We start from the raw sequence: 21,196 nt of genomic DNA on the forward strand, positions 1-21,196 counted from the left end.
CAAGCTGTGGCTGAATTTATTCAGGCTTAAGTTCAGAACAACTTAAACCTGAACTCAGGAAACATCACTTGTCACGGGTGACTCATCTTGACGCTTTGCCAGATTGCTCCACCAGTCTGGCTTTTTTTTTCACAGTAATTAGACCATTAACAACGACAATTAAATATCAGTCTCGTGATTCCTTAAAACGGCGATAGTTATGTCATAAGTGATTGAAACGATGTCACTCATCATTCTCAAAGATTCAGATGATTCTTCTAATTTTATCTTAAATCAATTGTTTAAGTAAATTTTTAAAGCGTTGGTTTAGAAGCTAAAATCCGCTTAATTGTGCCTATATCATAGTTTCTATTACCCAATTATGATCAACAACGATTAGTCGTTAGTATTTAAATTAAAAACCCATCACCTAGATGATGGGTTAATTGTTGATGTCTAAAGATTTAGATTAATACGCCCACTGGATGAGCAATCGAAATAGACCAGCAATCAATAATAGACTTAAAAAACCACCGAGCCATAAAACAATAAACCACCCTGCTTGATTCAGTTTCATTATCATTCTCCTCAGTGGTAACCTTCGTCACCAACACGGACCTTGTCTCTAAATACCCAATAAGATAAAGCGGTATAAAACAATATAATTGGGATTAGAATGAGTGCACCAATGAGAGCAAATAATTGACTACTTTGAGGTGCAGCAGCTTGCCAAATCGTTACACTTGGCGGAATGATATTAGGCCATAAACTAATTAAGAAGCCCGTATACGCAAGAAATACCAAAGCCAATGTATAGATGAAAGGCGCAAACTCCTGACGACGTTTACAAGCTCTGAGCGCAAGGAAAGTAAAAATCAATACCAGTATTGGTACGGGGCTGAAATACCACATTTGTGGTTGGCTAAACCAACGCTGTGCAATATCGTCATGTACAAGGGGGGTATAAATACTGACAGCGCCAAATATTAGAAATAACGCGATCATAAGCTTCGGCATCAGACGGTACATATGATCTTGTACACGCTCATCCGTTTTAAAAATTAACCATCCACAACCGAGTGTCGCGTATAACACAACAACGCCTAAACCTGTAAAGAGTGAAAATGGAGTGAGCCAATCCAGACCACCACCCGTGAACACACCATTGGTCGTCTGAATTCCTTGAATATAAGCGCCTAAAATCACACCTTGTAAAAATGAAGCTAAAATTGAACCCCAAATAAATGCTTGGTCCCAAAGTGCCTTAGTCCGATTAGCCTTAAAACGAAACTCAAAAGCGACTCCACGAAATATAAGCGCGATCACCATTAAGGTGATGGGCATATATAATGCAGACAACACAGTCGAATAGACCAGTGGAAAAGCGGCAAATAAACCAGCTCCACCAAGTACCATCCAAGTCTCATTGCCATCCCATACGGGTGCTACAGTATTCATCATGACATCACGCTCTTGGCGATCTTTCACAAATGGAAATAAAATACCAATTCCCAAATCAAAACCATCAAGAACGACATAAATCAACACACCTAGTGCGATGATCACAATCCAAATCAATGATAAATCAATCATTTCAAATTCTCCTGATCATTCACCCTGTTTGATGCTTCAAGTTGTTGTTCATTATCAATGGTACTCATCGGGCGTTTAGACGCTCGGATCACTTCGCCATCTGAATGTGGTGTTGAATAAATAAATTCTGGTCCTTTTACCATCATTTTCAACATATAAAAGATACCGATACCAAATACGATGCAGTACACCACAACAAAAATAATTAGCGTAAGTCCAACCTGTTCCGCAGAGACAGGAGATAACGCATCTTTCGTACGCATTACGCCATAGATAATCCAAGGTTGACGTCCCACCTCTGTGGTAAACCAGCCTGCCAATAATGCAATAAAACCTGAAGGCCCCATCCACAAAGCAAACTTGTGCAACCATTTAGAATCATAGAATTTGCCTGTCTTACGTAGCCATAGACCAAATACAGCCAGTAAGATCATGAGCATGCCCATACCCACCATGATTCGGAAACTCCAAAAAACGATGGTTGAATTAGGTCGATCCTCAGGTGCGAATTCTTTTAAGCCTTTAACCTCACCATCAAGGGTATGTGTCATGATCAGGCTACCCAGATTTGGAATACCAATCGCATATTTAGTTTCTTCAGCTTCCATATCTGGAATACCAAATAGATACAACGGCATACCATGATCTTTATTGGTTTCCCAATGACCTTCGATTGCAGCTAATTTAGCAGGCTGATGTTCTAAGGTATTCAATCCATGTAAATCACCCACGAACATCTGTAGTGGAGCTAAAGCAAGGATCATCCACATTGCCATCGAGAATGACTTTTTAACTAACGCATCACGGCGTCCTTTGAGTAGATGCCATGCAGCAGTTGCGGCAACCAATAAGCCTGAAACCAAGAAAGCGGCCAGTGCCATATGCGCTAATCGATAAGGAAAGGATGGGTTAAAGACAATCGCGAACCAATCTTGAGGAACAATTATTCCATTTTCAAATGCAAAGCCTTGAGGTGTTTGCATCCAGCTGTTAGATGACAGAATCCAAAACATGGATATACATGTTCCTATTGCCACCATTAAGGTTGCAAAAAAATGCGTCTTTGGTCCAACTCGCCCCCAGCCAAACAACATGATACCGAGGAAACCAGCTTCTAAGAAAAACGCACTGAGCACTTCATACGTCAGCAATGGTCCAGTGACACTACCAGCAATACGTGAAAATTCACTCCAGTTGGTTCCAAACTGATAGCTCATCACCACGCCTGAAACGACACCCATACCAAATGAAAGTGCGAATATTTTTATCCAAAATTTAAACAGATCTCGATAAACAGGATCATTCGTTTTAAGCCAACGCCATTCGAGCACAGCCAAAAAACTTGCCAATCCAATCGAAATTGCTGGAAAGATAATGTGAAATGAAACAGTGAATGCAAATTGTATACGCGCCAATTCGAGCGCTGTTAGTCCTAGATCCATGAGGTCACCTTATCATTGAATTTTGTGGTGAATGTTGTTCTTCAATGAGTTTAAAACTACAGTCAGAATTACATTGTAGATGTCATGTATCATTCCGATAACACGCGATTTTAAATTCACTTTTTTGAGGATGAGTGAATACCGTCTGTTAGCTACAGACTGTTTAAAGATTTTTTTCATAAGATTGAACTCTAAATAAATTGATTAAGATCAAAATGATCCAAGGTTTAAATCAATTAGAGTCCAAAAGGTGGCGCTCGGCCTTGAGGCAGAAGATAGAGCTTCTGTAGAGAAAAATAGACGTGCCAAAAAGAATTGCGGTAGAAGCTCAACTTAACTTGTAAGCGATCAAAAATTTCTTTTACACCAAAATCAAATGGTAAGACGAGGTCTCCATACACAGTGCAATATTGGCATTGGTGAGTAATTTGATTATGGTCGTGATGATGTTCGTTTTCACTCAAATGGTGGACGAGATCGTGATAAGTCTCATGAACATGCTGATGGCGTTCTGGAGAAAGTAAATTATGCATAATAGACATGCATACCGGAGCGACATGAAATTTCTCCGGTAAGATCGGTTGTAAATAAACCGCTAGTTGTAATAACACCGTTGCAAATGCAATGATGAGTCCACTAGATCTTAGCAAAATTTCCTCTCAACTCTTTTCGATAAAGAGTGTTTAGAAACATAGAAAAAAAATCAAGTTAATAACCGACTAGGCTGATCAACTTTCATACTTAACTATACGCCTATTGAACTTGTTTTTAAAGCCTTTTTCAATTTTATACATAACATGTATTTATAATATCTATAAAAATTAAAGTAGCTAAATTTTATGATTTGAAAAAATTTAAAGGGATTTTCAAATAAGATACTCCATTGTGTTCAGTGGGCGGAAATTTGCCACCGTTCATATTGATTTGAATGGCTGGTAAAATGAGCTTTGGCATCCCCAATGTCGCGTCACGGCTATTGCGCATTTCCACAAAATCATTCTTTTTTGAATCAATTCGAATGTGTATATTAGATTCTTTTTGCGTTTTTATATCTGTTTGACACATATATTGATGTCGATTTTCTGGTAAATAATCGTGACATAGATATACACGCATATGATCAGGCAGTTGATAAAGCTTCTGAACTGAATCAAATAATTCTGCTGCACTGCCCCGTGGAAAATCACATCGTGCTGTACCATAGTCTGGCATAAATATAGTATCACCCACGAAAACTGCATCACCTATCACATAACTAAGACAAGCAGGTGTATGACCAGGCGTTGGAATGTTGTAGGCTTCAATTTCTCCAATTTTAAAACACTCATGATCTTTAAATAAATAATCGAATGGTTGCTGTGCGTTTATTGCCTTAATATCCAATTGATAAATTGAGCCAAATGTTTCTTGTACAATTCCAATATGATGACTCATGGCAATTTTGCCACCCAGCTTAGATTTTAAATATTGCGCAGCGGTCAAATGATCAGCATGCACATGTGTTTCTAAAATCCACTCAACCTTGTAATGCTGTTCATGTATGTATTGAATAATCTGGTCAGCATGTTCCGTCGTTGTTGTCGCAGAAGCAGCATCAAAATCTAAAACACTATCGATAATGGCACAACTTAATGTCACAGGATCAGCCACGACATAACTAAATGTATTGGTATTTTGATCAAAAAAATCTTTAATTAGCGGCTTGATTTGATCTTGAGTGGCGTCTTTCATCACTAGTTTCATAACTATGCCCCCATCCATTTACGGTGAATCAAAACTCCTATCAACATCGCAATCACAAAATAGAGTGATTGATAATGCCCTAAACCAATTAATGTTAATCCTGGTGCTGGACAGATGCCTGCGATGCCCCAGCCTATCCCAAACAAGCTAGCACCTATGATGAGCTTTTTATCAAGCTGATTGCTCTTTGGTAGATCAATAGTCTCATTGAATAGAGTTAAAGGTCTTTCACTTCTGGTTACGATCTGAAAGGGTATGAATGCCACGACAATGGCACCCATCATGACAAATGCCAAACTTGCATCCCACTCGCCAAATAAATCAAGAAAATTAAGAACTTTTTCAGGGTTCGACATTCCAGATAACATGAGCCCCACGGAAAAAAGTGAGCCAAACAAAAAAGCAAAAAGGTTTTTCATTTAGAATGCTCCTGTGACATGCCGAATTATATAAACCGTTATAAAGCCTGTCAGCATAAAACTTAGTGTTGCCACAATAGATCTTTTGGACAATCTACTTAAACCACAAATGCCATGCCCACTTGTACAGCCAGAACCTAAACGTGTTCCAAATCCAACTAAAATACCTGCCACGATCATCATGAATGGACTTGCTTCGAGTTCAATTTCAGGCTGAACCCAAATACCATAGATAAACGGTGTGATGATGAGACCCATTAAAAACCACAATGCTGGTGTTTTGAAAACTTTATGCGGATTTAGTACTTGACCGATTAAACCACTAATCCCTGCTATTCGACCATTCACATATAAGTATCCAACCACAGATAAACCGAGTAGTGCTCCACCTAAAAAAGCAATCACAAAATCATGCATAACAATTTACTTATTTACAATATATTTTTTTATATTATATAATTTTGAAAAATAATCAAGATGCTTTAACATACGCATCCTTCTGTTTCAAAGGAACATCCAATGCCGTCTGATGTTGAATTAAATCAAATGGATTTTTCACAAGTTGATCAAGTCAGCGATCGACTTAAAGTCCTGTCGAATCCTGATCGCTTAAAGATACTTTGTATTTTAGTAGATGGTGAATTGAACGTTCAGGAAATTGAGAATCGAACTCAAATTTTTCAACCCACGCTTTCACAACAGTTAACCGTATTACGTAAAGCTGAAATGGTGGTGACTCGTCGTGAAGGTAAACAAATTTTTTATCAAGTGAGTGATCCTAAAGTCCTCACCATTATGCAAACGCTTTATCGCTTATATTGCGATCCTACTTCATAATCTTGCAATTCTTTCAGTTGTGGATATGAGACTCAAATACGATCATATTCTCCATGCAAATGACCATGTATTAAATTTTAAAGTTTTGTATTCAAGAGTACTAAAGTCCAAAAAATTCTATTTTTCAAAAACTTCTTGCAAGTCTTTTGCCATTCCTTGCATAGACTTGAACTCTCCTTGTTGATTTTTCCATACCATAGCTGGCGTGGAAAAAAATCCATATTTATCCATGAGTGACTCGTTATAGTCGATTTTTTCATGTAAAGATTTTGATATATTTTGCGTAACAACTAATCGCTCTTTACCTTTCTTTTTATTGTAGTCATTAAATACTTTAGCAGGATCACTTGAGTTAAGTATGGTGACAATCTGCCCTCGACTTTCTTCTCGAATCACACCAACTTGTATATGTCGAAGTTGAACTTTTCCCGAGTTTACCCATGGTCGTGCAGCTTCCCAAAATTGATGGCAATATGGGCAGTTAGGATCTGAAAATACATAAACAACGCGTGCTGCTGTATTTTCACCATCTTGAATCCAAGTCGACTTTTCAATGCTCTTCCATACATCATCTAATACGGCGTCTTTGACATGAGTATTTAATGCTTCAATAGAAATATTTTCACCTTGAGCATTATATAAATCACCCATAATGTAATATTTCTGATCATTAGAAATAAAAACCGTGCCTGGATGTTGGTTCATATGCCCTGCCCATCCTGTCATACCTGCTGGTGCTGGAATTTCTTTTACAAACTCAAAGCCCTCTGCTGAAATCTGCTTTTTTAAATCCGCATAACTGACGCTACTTATTAAAAATACGCTAGACAACAATATTAATTTATTTATATCTTTCATAACCTTTAGCTCTACTCAGCTGTCATTTTAATTAAATATTCTTGCAATTTTGCAGCGCTTAACTCACCCATATGTCTATCCACCAATTTACCTTTTTCATCGTAAAACAATGTAGTTGGCAAGCCAAAACTATTGCTCTGCTTGGGCATTTCCCCATTTACATCAAGTCTGACATTTTTAAAGTTGAAGCTGTGTTTTTGTAAATAGTTTTGAACCGTTGTGATATCTTCACCTTGATTGAGCATCACAAAATGAATATTGGGATGAGCCTTTTGTGCTTGAAAAAGTATTGGCATCTCTCTATGACATGGCGGGCACCAACTCGCCCACAAATTAACGACTGTAGGCTGACCCAAAAAATCTGTGAAATACCCTTCATTCTTATTTTCACTATGATCAGTTGGGAGTATCTGAAAACTTAGATCAGGATAAAAACTTTCAACCTTGTATTGAGTTTTTATCATTACGCCAATCGCTACCCAAAATAAAAACACCCCAACTAAAATGATCTTCATTTTTGTTCGTAAGCTTCGATTGAGAATGATATAGCTTAGCCCACCGAAGAATAATCCACTCCATAAGCTAAATCCTTTATCTTGGATTTTGAGTATATCTAAAGGATTTGCAATATAAGTCTCCCAATAGAACATAACAAAGATGACTCTAGCGGCAACTGCTCCAATAATGATGCTTGTCCACACTGAATCTTTACTGATTTTGACTTGGGTATCTGTCCATTTATAGTGATGACCTAAAACATTGATCAGGATACTGATGAACAGTATCCCACTGAATAGAATCAATAAAACCCATGGAAACATGAGTGATCCAAGTTGAATCCCATCAAATGAAATCATTACTGAACCATCCCGACAGATTGTTCCTGCAATCGATTTAATAACTGTGTTGTAGTAAAAGTACCAGTCAAACGCAGATCACGTATTTCATCATGTTGCGTATTTAAAAAAATAAATGTTGGCGGACCTAAAATTTGCCATTTTTTTAACAGTTCATCTTGGCTTGGTTCAAAATGAGTGAGATCTAATTTAATTAAAACCAAATCATTGAGTTGGGCTTGAACATCTTCACGCGGAAGTACCTCTTTTTCTATCGGTTGACATGCAACACACCAATCTGCGTAAACATCAATTACTACGGCTTTACCTTGATTTGCGTTCAAAACATTTGAAAGCTGCGCGGCAGAATTGACTTTATGCCATGTATGTAATGTTTTGGCCTGCGTTACAAGTGAGTGCGTATACCCTTGCTGCACATAATTCATTCCTAAAAACATCATGCCAAGACTGAGTAATATGATGATGCTTTTAACCACTATTTTTTCGACATAAGGTCGCATTTTCCAGAGTAAATATACAGCGAATCCAAGAAGTAAAAGACCCATCAGAATTTGATAAATACTGGTTGGAATAAGTGGCCGTGCAAAATAAGTGGCCACAAGCAACATCACGAAACCAAAACAGACCTTGAGTCGATCCATCCATACCCCAGGTTTAGGTAAAAAATGCGTCCCGAAAACTGCCGCAATAAAAAGCGGCAAACCAATCCCAATGCCCAAAACAAAAAGATAAGTCGCCCCTAATAAAGGTTGGTTAATCTGTGAGACAAATATTAATGCTCCAGCCAACGGAGCACTCATGCAAGGTCCAACAATCAGTGCAGAAATCATCCCCATGAGTCCTGCACCGATCAATGTGCCCCCTTTTTGTTTTTGTTGCCAAAGATCTAAGCGTTGTAACATTCCTTGAGGTAAAGAGATTTGAAATACACCAAAAAGATTAAGGGCAAAAATAATAAACAAGAGACTAAAAATACTGATGAAGATCGGACTTTGAAACCAACGCTGAAAACTATAGCCCAGTTGAGAAACAACGAATCCCATTAACGCATAAACGATAGCCATCCCTGTGACAAAAATAAAAGCTATTACCGCGGCACGATAACCTCTGTGATTTTGCACAAGAATGCCTGATAAAATCGGAATTAAGGGCAATGAACAAGGCAAGAACGCCAACAATATTCCAAGTCCTAAAAACACCAATAAATTAAGCCATACACTTTGTTGAGAGAGCAAATTTAAAAAAAATTGATCGTTGTTCCATACACCCGAAAAACTGGCTGGCCTATTCAGATTTTCTTTAGATAAATTTGCATCTAGCGTGGATTGATCCTCACTGATTAAATTATTTTCTCCAAATTCGGTTTTATCTCGCTCAAGCGCAGTAGCGTTAAAATTTTTACGATCTGCGACTGTATTGTTATCCTTTGAAATGAGTTGTGTTTCTGTTTTTGGTGAAGCATTTTCTTGTGCATCTCGAGTATTTACAACTCCATTAGATGCTGCTGAAATTTCTTTGAGATTTAAAACTTTCTTAGCTTGTGTAGTTTGCTGCGCTGGGAATAAACCTGTGCTGTCAGTTGTTATCGTTGTTCTTTGAATCGGATAACATAAACCACTTTCAGCACATCCTTGCCATTGAATCTTAAATTCTTGATTTGGTTTGACTGGAATATTGCTGATTACATCCTGATAATGCACTTGGGTCATACCAAAGTTTGGATCATCTTTCTCTTTTGGGCGTGGTAGAGATAACTTTACAGGACCTTGAATGTCTGAAACTTTGATTTGATCATGATAGAGATAGTAACCATCTGCGATCTTCCATTTTAGTTCAGCTTGATGATGACTGACTGATACTGCCTCAAATTGAAATGCTTGATCTGGTGGTAGAAAATCTGCAAATGCAAAACTACTCACCAAAGAACCAAGCAATAAACTACCCTTAAACCAATTATTCATATTGACCGTATCAGTTCCTGTCTAGTCGTTCAAAGTTCAACGAATGAATTAAGAAAGCGTGATAAAACAAATGCCGCTTCAACGCCAATCGTCACTCGAGATCGCTCATACATTTGTACTCGCCCTAACATGAACTTTATATCGCAAAAAATCTCATTATTCCGTTGGAATTCTTTAAATATTTCTGTTGATCACCTTGGCACAGCGTTTGTGATTGAGACTTTACTCGACCCACCAAAGAAACCCTCATTTGATTCACCGAGTACTCCACATCAAGATTAATCATTCTTTCAAAATACGATGCGATTGAATGACGAGTACTGAAAACTCAAGTTCAGGTTAAACATCTTAGAAATTGAACGAATTGATACTTATATTGACTGAAGACAAAATAAGTTTGGATGAATTTATTTTAAAGTGTTCTGTTGTATCGATTGGCTAGGATAAGCAGCATGCGCATATTAATGATGCTCAGACCTTGTCAAAAATCAAACAGGCCTTATAACACTGTGATCAAAAAAATTCGTGGTTATAAATCACATAATTAGTCCACCCACATTTAATTAAAATACCCAACGATAATATTTGAGAAATAAATCACAAAATACACCAACTCAATGTAAGAAAAACTTCACAATATAAGAATTAATTTTAATAGCCTTGAATGGAATTCCAAAATATTTCGTTATGAGTTATTTATCAATATTCAACTAAAATAGTGAGAATTTATTCTCATATTAAATTAAATTCAAAAACAGAATCACACTCAAATATTTAAAGAAAACAAAAATAAAACATAAAATACTGATTTATATATACTATTAATTTTAATAAATATTAATCCAACCACAAATAATATAATAAAAATATAATAAAATACAAAATATATATAAATAAAATAATTTATCTAAATAACAAAATAACAAATAAAAAAATATTATTGTGACTCAAATCTCATTATAACCACCATGATATTAATTCGTTCAAATTAATAATTAAAATAATGTTTGTTTAATTAATCTAAATATTGAACAATAATTAAACACGAAATCTAGCTATTAAAAATCAAGCTAGATCTCAAATAATATCCCATCATTAAGGTGTAATTATGAAATCCTTCGCGTTTGGTATTATAAGTTCAATTGCATTAATCTCGACTGGCTGTGTTTCAACCACATCATTAGGCACTGTAGCTTCCGAACGCAAACAACTCATGATTATTCCGGAATCAGCTTGGAATAAAATTTCAAACCGTAGCTATAATAAATTTGAAAAGAAAGCGAAAACTAAGTCTTTGTATCTTGAAGATCCACGATTAAATCAAATTTTGGCACGTTTAATCCCACATGCTAATCAATATTTACGTGAAGGTCGTCAACCAATTCAATGGCGAATTAACGGTGTGCTCAGCAGCAAACCGAATGCCCAATCCTTTCAAAGTGGGCAAATTGTAGTTAATTCGGCTGTATATATGTTTGAAAACTTATCTGATGACGAGTTAGCCACCCTAATTGCGCATGAAATGGCACACATTATCCGTAATCATAGTCGTGAAAAGGCTTCTCGTTTCGCAGCAATGAATTTGGGTCTAATGGGTGCAACCATGGGAACTGGGGCTGCCATCGGGCTTGCAAGTGGTTTATCTGGTAATCAAACCAATATGTCTCATCGCCGTCATCTAGAAGAAGAAGCTGATTTGATTGGTTTAGATTTGATGGTGAGAGCGGGCTACAATCACAATGCAGCACTCTCATTTTGGGATAAATTCGAAGCTAATCTCAACAAACGTAAAATGAATAAAGATCAATCAACTTTGTTTGCAAGTCATCCGAGCAATGACCAACGTAAAGCATTCTTAACTGAACAAGTCATGCAGATCGAGATGTATCAAAAGGATGTCAACCTTACTGCATTACGATAATTTAGTGTAAATAATAAAGCCCAACACAATGTTGGGCTTTCTCATTTATGGATCAACAAATAGATCAACCATCAATTCTTCATCTGATGGTTCCACTCGATATTTTTCGAAATCAGTTTCACCTTTCTCTCTTAATATCTCTTCGTCGATCATCATACGACCCGTGATCGAACGTTTCTCACTCGTCAAGATTGCATACGCTGCATCAGCCATGATTGCTGGTGTCCGAGCCTTGCTAAATAACTCACGTCCACCGAGAGAAAACTCAATCGCTGCAGTTGCAATAATGGTTCTAGGCCACAAGGCATTAACACTTATTCCATAACGTTCGAATTCTTGATTCATTCCCATGGTCAACATACTCATGCCATATTTACTGATAGTGTAAGGAGAATGAACCGCAAACCACGATTCTTTTAAATTTAAAGGTGGAGAGAGACTAAGAATGTGTGGATTTTGACTTTGTTTTAAATAAGGCAAGGCAGCTTGACTACAGACCATAACGGCGCGAGTATTAACTTGATACATGAGATCAAAACGATTTGGATCAAGCGTTTCAACCCCACTCAAATTAATCGCACCAGCATTATTTATGAGGACATCTATCCCACCAAAATGTTCAGCAGCCTGTTTCATTGCGGCTGCGACAGCATCTTGATCTCGTACATCAAGTTGGATCGCTAATGCTCTCCCACCAGCTGCTTCTATTTCTTTTGCAACAGAATGAATCGTACCACTGAGTTTCGAATGTTCAGTGCTCGTTTTTGCAGCAACCACAATATTTGCACCATCTTTTGCAGCTTTAAGTGCAATCTCACGACCGATACCTCTGCTTGCACCTGTAATGAACAGTGTTTTTCCTTGTAGTGTCATAATCCCTCTGTGTTATTTTGTTTTTTGAGTTTTCAATGTACAAAAAAAAAGCACTTATGCAAAATTTCTTTATGAACCTCTAAGTCGTAGAAGCATACATTTTGCAATTACAAAATTAGAATTGTTTTGATAGCATGCTAAAAAATTTAAATAACATTCTGTTTTTATTAATTTTTAAAAAACCAACTATAGTTGCATTTTGTGCCAAAAATTCACCTTTGATTTTCAATCTTAATTTGTGTGAAATTTAAAAAGTGAAAATCGCTCTCATACGCCTATTATTATTCTGAGATAAAAAAAAGCCCAAGGAGGAGTACAATCTTTGGGCTTAGTAAACTGAATATTTACATTAAAATAATATACCTAATTGATATAAAATAGAAAGCACTAATTTATTTTTTTAATATTATTTTAAAAATATTTTTATAATCAACAATATAATTAGATTAAGAAGTATAATTTTCTAGGATTTAATCTTGTCTATCTCGTATCAACTGCGTTGATGCAATATTTTCGTAAATCGTTTGCTGCAATTGATCTCTGAATTCAATCAAATCCTGTTCTGTTTTGATATTTGAGATTGATTGTCGTGGTAAAAATTTGAAATAGAATGGGACTCTTTTAGGAATAATATTTTTGGGTATTGAAGGCAAAACATCACCTTGACGGAGTAATTTTCCAATTTTAGGAACAGCTAAAAGCTTTTTAAACCACTTTTTTTCAAGCAAATAATTGGCATCAAGTGCCAAATCGAATACTTCATCACCACCTACAGCTACAAAAGGTGCAATGTCGTAGTCAAATTCTTGAGCTAACTTTAAGAATCCGTAGCGCTCTTTCCATATGAGTTGATATTCTTCCCCTTTGCGCTTTACGACCTCACGCCCACCACCTGGAAACACTAGGATAGAGTATCCTTGTTGCATTGCATCTCTGGCGTATTCTCTTAGACCCTCAATTGCACCCATTTTATGAACCATATCTTTCCAATACGGTATTTTGAAATGAATGTGATCACCTAAACTCACAATTTTAATTTTGTGCTCTGTATATAGATAATCAATCAAAATTGGCGTATCAAATACACCATAAATTGTATGATTACCCACATACATGGCAGGTCGATCAGCATTGAGATGTTCAACACCAAGAAAGGTCGGTTTAAAATAAAAACGTTGCAACAAACTACCATATCGGATCATTTTAGAATGGTGTTGGATTTGCAATGCTTTATTTTCCATTGAACATCTCTTTATCTAATTAAGCTACTCGCTTCTGCACCAGTATTGAACCAACAGAATAACCTGCGCCAAATGAACATAATACACCGTATTCACCATCATTCACTTGATCTGCAGTTCGGTGTAACGCAATGATGACACCAGCTGAAGAAGTGTTTGCAAACTCGTCTAAAATGATTGGAACTAAGTCTGGATCTGCTTCAGCAGCAGCTTTACCCACAACTAGCTTTAAAATTAACTCGTTCATGCTGGCATTGGCTTGATGTAACCAGAAACGTTTAACATTCGTCGGTTCGATTTGGTTTTTCTCAAGTTGCTTTGTAATCATTTTCGCAACCAATGGGCATACTTCTTTAAACACTTTACGGCCATCTTGACGGAAGCGTTTATCATCCGCGTTGGTTGTTTCACTTGGATTCAAGAAACCAAAATTATTACGAATGTTATTAGAGAATTGCGTAAACAATTGCGTATCTAAAATTTCGAATCCAGTTTTAGAATCTGTATCTTCAATAATTGAAGCTGTCGCTACATCACCAAAAATGAAATGACAATCACGTGAACGATAATCTGTATGACCTGATGTGATTTCCACATTGACCAAGAGCACACGACGAGCACCAGACTTGATCGCATCATAAGCTTGTTTTAAGCCAAATGTTGCAGCAGAACAAGCAACATTCATGTCATAAGCATAACCTTGAATGCCTAATGCAGTTTGAATTTCAATAGCAACCGCAGGATATGCACGTTGCATATTTGAACAAGCCAATATTACAACATCAATGTCTTCAGCAGTTACACCGGCATTTTCCATTGCTTGTTTTGAAGCGATCACACCCCACTCAGCTTGAAGTGAAATTTCATCATCTGATCGTTCTGCTAAGTTTGGACGTAAACGATTAGGATCTAATACGCCTTCCTTCTCTACAACATAACGTGCTTTAACACCTGAAGCCTTCTCAATAAATTCTGCACTTGAACCACGGCGTGCTTCGATTTCGCCCGCAGCAATTTTTTCAGCATTCTCTTGATTAAACTTTTCTACATAAGCATTTAAACTTTCAACCAATTCTTCATTGGTGATGACATGTTCAGGATGGAATAAGCCAGTGCCTGTAATACGAATGCCCATGCAAAACTCCTTTTTTGAGTAACTCAATATTTCAAATTAAAGCTATATTAACTGATTCCGAGACGTTCCCATACTTTTTGAATACGGTTTGGCGAAATTGGCATCTTGGTTTTCATCGGTTGAGAGAATAATGAGATTCTCAGTTCTTCAACCATAAAATATAACTCTTTTAATTTCTGATCATTTTTATATTTAAATAATTTATCCATCCAAGGATCGACTTGAGCAATCGCATCATCATCTCGTTTGAGATTATGAGGCAAACGATCAATCCTGATCAATAAAGCTTTAAGATAGCGTGGAAATTCAATCCACACGTCTACAGATTTACTATAAGCAAAATCCGCTAAACTCATTAGATCAAGTTGATCTTCAATATCATCGATATTTTTACCAAATACATTGGCATCAATCATCATCAACTCGCGTCGAATTTGTTGCCATTGTACATAAATGTCATTAAAGGCAGCCAAGACCTTTTGACCATGCGTCAGGAAAGACTGCTTGACAGCCTGCAGAATTGTTTGGAAATCTTGCGCATCTACAGGCTCTTTCTCTAAAGCCATTTGCAATGTTGCGTAAACTAACATTTGTTCTAACTGAGCTTTATCACCCAAAGGGGAATAGGCTAATGCGAGTGGTTTAGAAATTTGTTTTTTAAGCTGTCGAATCAAATCACCTAGCTGCATATGAATCAGGCGAATAATACCAGCACGATGATGGCGTATTGCTTCGAGCTGATCATTAAACGTTTGAATGACAACACCTGACTCATCCTTTTGCTCAAGCTTAGAAAATTCCTTGCTTGGTACAAGTGCTTGATATTGTTTGACGACGACACCTGTGACTTTTTGCGATGCTTCAAACACAAAATGCTCAGGGAAAGTTTGATACTCACCTTTTAACTGCTTGACTGGACTATGCGTTTCAGTACGACAGCGTGCTTTTAATTCAGATAAATCGCGACCTTGCTCAATCACTCGTCCTTTTTCATCGATGACTTTAATGAGCGGTAAAAGATATTGTTCAATTCGATCTACATTAAAATCTTTTTCAGTGATCTGTTCGCCTCTCAATTGAAAAGCTAAAAAACTAAAAATATGCTTTTGTAAATCTTGCGCATCTATTTTGGACATCAGTTTACGTGCAGTATCTGGTATAGGTACCAAGCCACGACGCTTATCTTTTGGAAGAGCTTTTAATAGTGCTTCAATCAAATCAAGACGCCAACCTGGAATGCCCCATGACCATAAGTTTTCATCTACTTGTGGCAGGGCCTGTAGTGGAATCTTGACCGTCGCACCATCTTCATCATGGCTTGGGTCAAATCGATAACTTGCCGCTAAACGAAGGTCCCCATTACGTAAGTAATCAGGAAACTGTTGGGTAGTTGGACGATCGTTAAGCCATAAAGCATCGTCATCGATGAACAAATAACGTGGATTTTGAGGCTCAACTGTTGCACGCCAATCTTCAAAACTACGCCGACTCGCTACATCTTCAGGCACTTTTGCAGCATAAAACTGATAAATCGTCTCTTCGTCTACCACCAAATCACGACGTCGCAATTTATCTTCTACTCGCTCAACCTCTTCTAGTTTAAGCAAGTTATGTTTTAAAAATGGTGGTGTAATCCCCAGATGACCCGTCGTTAAAGCATCGCGAAGGAAAATTTCATGCGCCGTAGTTTGATCGACCTTTTCATAATTGATTTGACGCTTAGGCTCAATAATCAAACCAAACAGTGAAATTTGATCATATGCGTTAACTACACCTGCTTTTTTCGACCAATGCGGTTCAAAGTAATGATGTTTAACTAAATCACGTGCAGCTAGCAAAATCCACTCAGGCTCAATTTTCGCCAGTGTTCGTAAATACACCTGAGAGGTTTCTACCATCTCAAATGCCATGACCCATGGTGTATTGGTTTTGTGTAAGGTCGATGCAGGAAATATACGTGCCTTTTGTTGACGCACTGCCATGAATACATTGCGTTCATCTGTTTTATTTGCAATGAATGACAATAGTCCCGTGAGTAAAGCTCTGTGAAGATTTTCGTAACTGGTTTTCTTTTCATTAAAAGAAAGCTTTAAGCCTTGAGCAAGATCAACCAGTTGCTCATGTGTTTTTTTCCATTCTCTCAAGCGTAACCAACTCAAGAAATGATTACGTGCAAATGTGCGACGCTTATTTTCACTCATCTCCCGATTTGCAACCAACGCATCCCATAATTTGAGATAGAACAGAAAGTCAGAGTCGGCTTCACGAAACAAGGCATGCTTCTGATCCGCTTGCATTTGTTTATCAGCAGGACGCTCTCTTGGATCCTGAACAGCTAACGCTGCCACGATAATCAATACTTCATTGAGCGCCCCAAAATGAGCACCCCCCAAAATCATACGTGCGAGTCTTGGATCAATTGGCATTTTTGCCATTTGTTGACCAATTTTGGTAAGAGAATCGCCTTTGCCTTGAAGTCCACCTTTATCTAAAGATGAGGCTGTTTTAGCCACAAGAGAAGGATTACTCTTTTCCGTCATCGCCCCGAGTTCAATCAGCAGTTTACGACCATCATTGACGAGACGATGATCAGGCGGTTCAATAAAGTCAAAATCTTCGAGTGTTCCAAGACCTAAACTCTGCATCTGCAAAATAACAGATGCCAAATTAGTACGTTTGATTTCAGGTTCAGTAAATTCGGGACGACTTAAAAAGTCTTCTTCTGAATACAGTCGAATACACACACCCGGTGCAATACGACCACAACGACCTTTACGCTGATTGGCTGCTGCTTGAGAAATCGCTTCAATCGGTAAACGCTGAACACGCGAACGGTAGTTATAACGAGAGATACGTGCAAAACCACTATCAATGACGTAACGTATGTTTGGAACGGTCAATGCAGTTTCCGCAACGTTGGTGGCAATAATGATACGCCGTCCACCACCTGCAGGATTAAAAATCTTTTGTTGTTCAGATAACGCTAGTCTCGCATACAAAGGTAGAACTTCTGTATGACGAGGTCCATGTTTGATTAAAGTTTCCTGTAGCTCACGAATCTCTTGTTCCGTACTGGCAAAAATCAAAATATCTGCGTGTTCAGGATGACCTTTTTCCTGTGCATCTTTGAAACATTCTTCAACAGCTGATACTACTGCGCGCGGTAGGTTTTCTTCAAAGTCATCAAACTCATCATCATCACTCCCTACAATACTCATTTCAGAGATCGGACGATAACGCACTTCTACAGGAAAACTACGACCTTCAACCTCAAAGATCGGTGCGTTATTGAAGTAACTTGAAAAACGATTAACGTCTAAAGTTGCAGATGTGATGATGACTTTAAAATCTTTACGACGTGGCAAGAGCTGTTTTAAATAGCCCATGATGAAGTCAATATTGAGCGAGCGCTCATGTGCTTCATCAATAATAATGGTGTCATATTTGGTTAAGAAACGATCATGAGCCAATTCAGCCAGCAAAATACCATCTGTCATTAAACGAACGATAGAGTCCTGTGAACCCTGTTCGTTAAACCTTACTTTAAATGAAATAGACTCACCGAGTTTTTCACCCACCTCTTCTGCAATACGTTGCGATACACTGCGCGCAGCTAATCGTCGTGGCTGGGTATGACCAATTAACCCTGTTAAACCACGCCCCGCAAGCATGGCTATCTGAGGAAGCTGAGTTGTTTTACCTGAACCTGTTTCACCCGCAACGATAATGACCTGATGTTTTTGAATGGCCTCAATCAATTTGTCTGCATATTGGGTAACAGGTAAATCTTGATTAAGTTTGATATTAGGAATGCGTTGAATACGCTGTTGTACTTTTAAATTTGATTTTTCAAAAAGTTCTTGATATTGCTTTTCATTGGCATCTTTTCCTTTGCGTAGTCGATTTAAACGATGAAGATCTCGTGCCATCACCATTTGTTCTACATTTAACCCTATCGTTGCCAAGTTTTAGCCCTATATCAATTACGAAACGCTTTATTCTACTCATTTTCAAAAATTATCCCAAATCTGAATCGGACTATTTTTTTAGATTAAATGAGAATATAAAGCTTAAAATGATCTTATGTTGAAATAGAAACATGTCAGCCGTGTTATGTGACAATTCATACAATTTTTGAAATTTTCATGTAGCTTTTTATATTTTTGAAAAACTAAATCCAAAATAATGATGATTTTTTTAATATTTACCCTTGAATTTTCACTTCAGTGTCTTCATGTTGGTAGGCATGTGAAATTTTCTCATCCTGTCACGAATACATCATTTTGATGTGTTACAAGGAAGACAGATGACAAACTTAAATGGCAATCAATTTACATAATTCGGTTTTTCCGATTTTTGTAATGTAAAAATACCATTTCAGCACAGAACGAAAGTTCGATACTCTAATTGAAAATTAAAGACTAACCTCAATCATGGAGACAATGATGAGCTTAATTAATACTGAAGTTAAACCATTCGCAGCTACAGCTTACCACAACGGTCAATTCGTAGACGTGACTGAAGCTGATCTTAAAGGCAAATGGTCTGTAGTATTTTTCTACCCTGCTGACTTCACTTTCGTTTGCCCAACTGAACTTGGTGACCTTGCTGACAACTACGCTGAATTCCAAAAATTAGGCGTGGAAATCTACGGTGTTTCTACTGACACTCACTTCACTCACAAAGCTTGGCACGACACTTCTGACGTAATTGGTAAAATCCAATACCCATTAATCGGCGATCCAACTTGGACTCTTTCTAAAAACTTCGAAGTTCTAATCGAATCTGCTGGTCTTGCTGACCGTGGTACTTTCGTAATCGACCCAGAAGGTAAAATCCAAATCGTTGAAATCAACGCTGGTGGTATCGGTCGTGATGCTCAAGAACTTCTTCGTAAAGTTAAAGCAGCTCAATACGTTCACGCTCACCCAGGCGAAGTTTGCCCTGCTAAATGGAAAGAAGGCGATGCAACTCTTGCTCCTTCAATCGATCTAGTTGGTAAAATCTAATTCATTAGATAGCACAAAAAAAACCACGCTTTGCGTGGTTTTTTTTGTGTTCAATCCATCAAATTCTCAATCACCATCAATTCCGCGTAATCATCAATAATCCACACCCAATATTCAGCGTCATCGTGCAAAAATCAGGATCAGCCTTAACATCCTTTAAAAAACTTTGTATTTCAGCCGCATGGGAAATCACTTTATCTACAAGTATTACGCCATGTTCAGGATGTAGTACCTTTTTTAAATATTGCCAATAATCAGGATATGCATGTCGATTCGCATCTAAGATAATTAAGTCATACACATCGCCTTCATTAATTAATAAATCAATTGCATCACTGCTGATAAAATCAATAAGGTGATCTAAACTAAACTGTTTGGCGTACTGAGTCGCAAGTGCTGTTCTTTTTGAGTTTATATCAACCGTCGTCACTCGACCCTGATGATCCGAAACCGACTCCGCCATCCATAATGTTAAATATCCTGTCGAAGTTCCTATTTCAAGAATTCGTTTAGAGGTCTGGATCTTAATAAGCATCGAAATATAATGGGCAGATTCTGGTTTTATATTTCGATATCTCAGATCGCGATCAGTTTGATATGCATCATGTTGAATTAACTGCTGATATAAACTTTGCATTTGACTTAGAAATTCAGCATTCATGACATATTCTCATTGAATCGATTTCTATAAACTAATCAAAGATAAAGTCTTTACTATGACAATCATCATAATTTTTGAATCAATTTAAAACGTTCAATTTCACGATCATCATCCTCTAGATAAATGCTTTCTGTAAACATCGCTAATGGCCTTACCCATATTGAATAATCTCCATAAAGGCATTGATAGACCACAAGCTTTTCTTGAGTTTCACTATGCGTCGCTACATGAAGGACTTGATAAAGTTGTCCTTTATAGTGTTTATAAATGCCTCTCTCTAAGGTCATAATTGGTCCTCGCTCATATCTATTAAAATAATTTTAATGTAAATATCTGAATTCGAATTGCTTTTATACTTGAAAATTCAAGTTTTAACTCAATACTTTCATACATCTACACCAAAGACTTTGATTAAATTTATTTTTCCGATTGAATTTATAAAAACAAACTGTTTTATCTATTCAATCAATTGTCTTAGTATACCTGTATCGAATGAATTATTACTCCTTTGGAGACGTTAGCAATGTTAGATCAAAATATTTCAGCTCAATTAAAAACGCTTTTAGAACGCCTTGAGGGTCCAATCGAATTGGTTGCGACTTTAAATGATTCAGACAAATCTGCAAAAATCAAAGAACTTGTGGAAGAAGTGGCAGCACTTTCTCCA

At 37.2% G+C, this 21,196-nt stretch carries 19 protein-coding genes and 1 pseudogene; 4 read left to right on the top strand and 16 right to left on the bottom strand.

The window, feature by feature from the left end; genetic code table 11:
• Positions 1-448: 448 nt before the first annotated feature.
• From FTV32_RS14145 to FTV32_RS14175, 7 genes are all read right to left on the bottom strand, one after another.
• On the bottom strand, positions 449-556 hold the full coding sequence (locus FTV32_RS14145) for a DUF2474 family protein (RefSeq protein WP_155757002.1): 108 nt from the start codon (positions 554-556) through the stop codon (positions 449-451).
• Between the two features lie 11 nt (positions 557-567).
• On the bottom strand, positions 568-1,572 hold the full coding sequence (gene cydB, locus FTV32_RS14150; RefSeq protein ID WP_180028990.1) for a cytochrome d ubiquinol oxidase subunit II: 1,005 nt from the start codon (positions 1,570-1,572) through the stop codon (positions 568-570).
• Positions 1,569-3,014, bottom strand: coding sequence for a cytochrome ubiquinol oxidase subunit I (locus FTV32_RS14155; protein ID WP_180028991.1), 1,446 nt, complete (start codon positions 3,012-3,014; stop codon positions 1,569-1,571). The genes cydB and FTV32_RS14155 overlap by 4 nt, the downstream gene beginning before the upstream one ends.
• Positions 3,015-3,250: 236 nt before the next feature.
• The gene (locus FTV32_RS14160) at positions 3,251-3,664 is read right to left on the bottom strand and encodes a DUF2946 domain-containing protein (protein WP_092768857.1); all 414 of its coding nucleotides are present in this window, start codon (positions 3,662-3,664) and stop codon (positions 3,251-3,253) included.
• A 187-nt stretch (positions 3,665-3,851) separates the two neighbouring features.
• On the bottom strand, positions 3,852-4,745 hold the full coding sequence (locus tag FTV32_RS14165) for an MBL fold metallo-hydrolase (RefSeq protein ID WP_180028999.1): 894 nt from the start codon (positions 4,743-4,745) through the stop codon (positions 3,852-3,854).
• A gap of 14 nt (positions 4,746-4,759) precedes the next feature.
• Complete coding sequence (locus tag FTV32_RS14170) at positions 4,760-5,176, bottom strand: DUF6691 family protein (RefSeq protein WP_180028992.1); 417 nt, start codon at positions 5,174-5,176, stop codon at positions 4,760-4,762.
• Positions 5,177-5,593, bottom strand: coding sequence for a YeeE/YedE family protein (locus FTV32_RS14175; RefSeq protein WP_180028993.1), 417 nt, complete (start codon positions 5,591-5,593; stop codon positions 5,177-5,179). It lies immediately after the preceding gene.
• A 102-nt stretch (positions 5,594-5,695) separates the two neighbouring features.
• Here FTV32_RS14175 and FTV32_RS14180 point away from each other — a divergent pair, with 102 nt between their 5' ends.
• Positions 5,696-6,013, top strand: a complete 318-nt coding sequence (locus FTV32_RS14180) for a metalloregulator ArsR/SmtB family transcription factor (protein ID WP_092768848.1) — start codon at positions 5,696-5,698, stop codon at positions 6,011-6,013.
• 117 nt (positions 6,014-6,130) lie between these two features.
• On the opposite strand, the gene dsbG is transcribed toward FTV32_RS14180, so the two are convergent.
• The 3 genes from dsbG to dsbD are packed head-to-tail and all read right to left on the bottom strand — an operon-like array spanning position 6,131 to position 9,689.
• Complete coding sequence (gene dsbG, locus FTV32_RS14185) at positions 6,131-6,862, bottom strand: thiol:disulfide interchange protein DsbG (protein ID WP_180029000.1); 732 nt, start codon at positions 6,860-6,862, stop codon at positions 6,131-6,133.
• Between the two features lie 20 nt (positions 6,863-6,882).
• A complete protein-coding gene (locus tag FTV32_RS14190) occupies positions 6,883-7,728 on the bottom strand; it encodes a TlpA disulfide reductase family protein (RefSeq protein WP_180028994.1) in 846 nt (281 codons plus the stop codon).
• Positions 7,728-9,689: a protein-disulfide reductase DsbD gene (gene dsbD, locus FTV32_RS14195; RefSeq protein ID WP_180028995.1), complete on the bottom strand. Its 1,962-nt coding sequence runs from the start codon at positions 9,687-9,689 to the stop codon at positions 7,728-7,730. Before dsbD ends, FTV32_RS14190 begins: the two co-directional genes overlap by 1 nt.
• 1,108 nt (positions 9,690-10,797) lie before the next feature.
• Here dsbD and FTV32_RS14200 point away from each other — a divergent pair.
• Positions 10,798-11,610, top strand: coding sequence for a M48 family metallopeptidase (locus FTV32_RS14200; protein WP_180028996.1), 813 nt, complete (start codon positions 10,798-10,800; stop codon positions 11,608-11,610).
• A 45-nt stretch (positions 11,611-11,655) separates the two neighbouring features.
• Here FTV32_RS14200 and FTV32_RS14205 read toward each other — a convergent pair whose 3' ends face one another.
• The 4 genes from FTV32_RS14205 to hrpA form a co-directional block, all read right to left on the bottom strand.
• Entirely contained in the window at positions 11,656-12,483 is an 828-nt protein-coding gene (locus tag FTV32_RS14205) for an NAD(P)-dependent oxidoreductase (protein WP_180028997.1), read from the bottom strand.
• A 470-nt stretch (positions 12,484-12,953) separates the two neighbouring features.
• A complete protein-coding gene (locus FTV32_RS14210) occupies positions 12,954-13,724 on the bottom strand; it encodes a lysophospholipid acyltransferase family protein (protein ID WP_092768833.1) in 771 nt (256 codons plus the stop codon).
• Between the two features lie 19 nt (positions 13,725-13,743).
• Entirely contained in the window at positions 13,744-14,859 is a 1,116-nt protein-coding gene (locus FTV32_RS14215) for a beta-ketoacyl-ACP synthase III (RefSeq protein WP_035270185.1), read from the bottom strand.
• 47 nt (positions 14,860-14,906) lie between these two features.
• On the bottom strand, positions 14,907-18,794 hold the full coding sequence (gene hrpA, locus FTV32_RS14220) for an ATP-dependent RNA helicase HrpA (RefSeq protein WP_218947427.1): 3,888 nt from the start codon (positions 18,792-18,794) through the stop codon (positions 14,907-14,909).
• Between the two features lie 510 nt (positions 18,795-19,304).
• Between hrpA and ahpC the strand changes: the two genes are divergently transcribed.
• Positions 19,305-19,868, top strand: coding sequence for an alkyl hydroperoxide reductase subunit C (gene ahpC / locus FTV32_RS14225; protein ID WP_035270191.1), 564 nt, complete (start codon positions 19,305-19,307; stop codon positions 19,866-19,868).
• A gap of 76 nt (positions 19,869-19,944) precedes the next feature.
• Here the strand turns inward: ahpC and FTV32_RS14230 are convergent, their stop codons facing one another.
• Positions 19,945-20,529 (bottom strand): O-methyltransferase, encoded by a 585-nt coding sequence (locus FTV32_RS14230; RefSeq protein WP_180028998.1) that lies wholly within the window; start codon positions 20,527-20,529, stop codon positions 19,945-19,947.
• A gap of 65 nt (positions 20,530-20,594) precedes the next feature.
• On the bottom strand, positions 20,595-20,816 hold the full coding sequence (locus FTV32_RS14235; protein ID WP_035270203.1) for a DUF1653 domain-containing protein: 222 nt from the start codon (positions 20,814-20,816) through the stop codon (positions 20,595-20,597).
• 236 nt (positions 20,817-21,052) lie between these two features.
• Here FTV32_RS14235 and FTV32_RS14240 point away from each other — a divergent pair.
• A pseudogene (locus tag FTV32_RS14240) lies at positions 21,053-21,196 on the top strand (alkyl hydroperoxide reductase); the annotation flags it as partial.

Source organism: Acinetobacter sp. YH16032 (assembly GCF_013417345.1).
Classification (GTDB): Bacteria; Pseudomonadota; Gammaproteobacteria; order Pseudomonadales; family Moraxellaceae; genus Acinetobacter.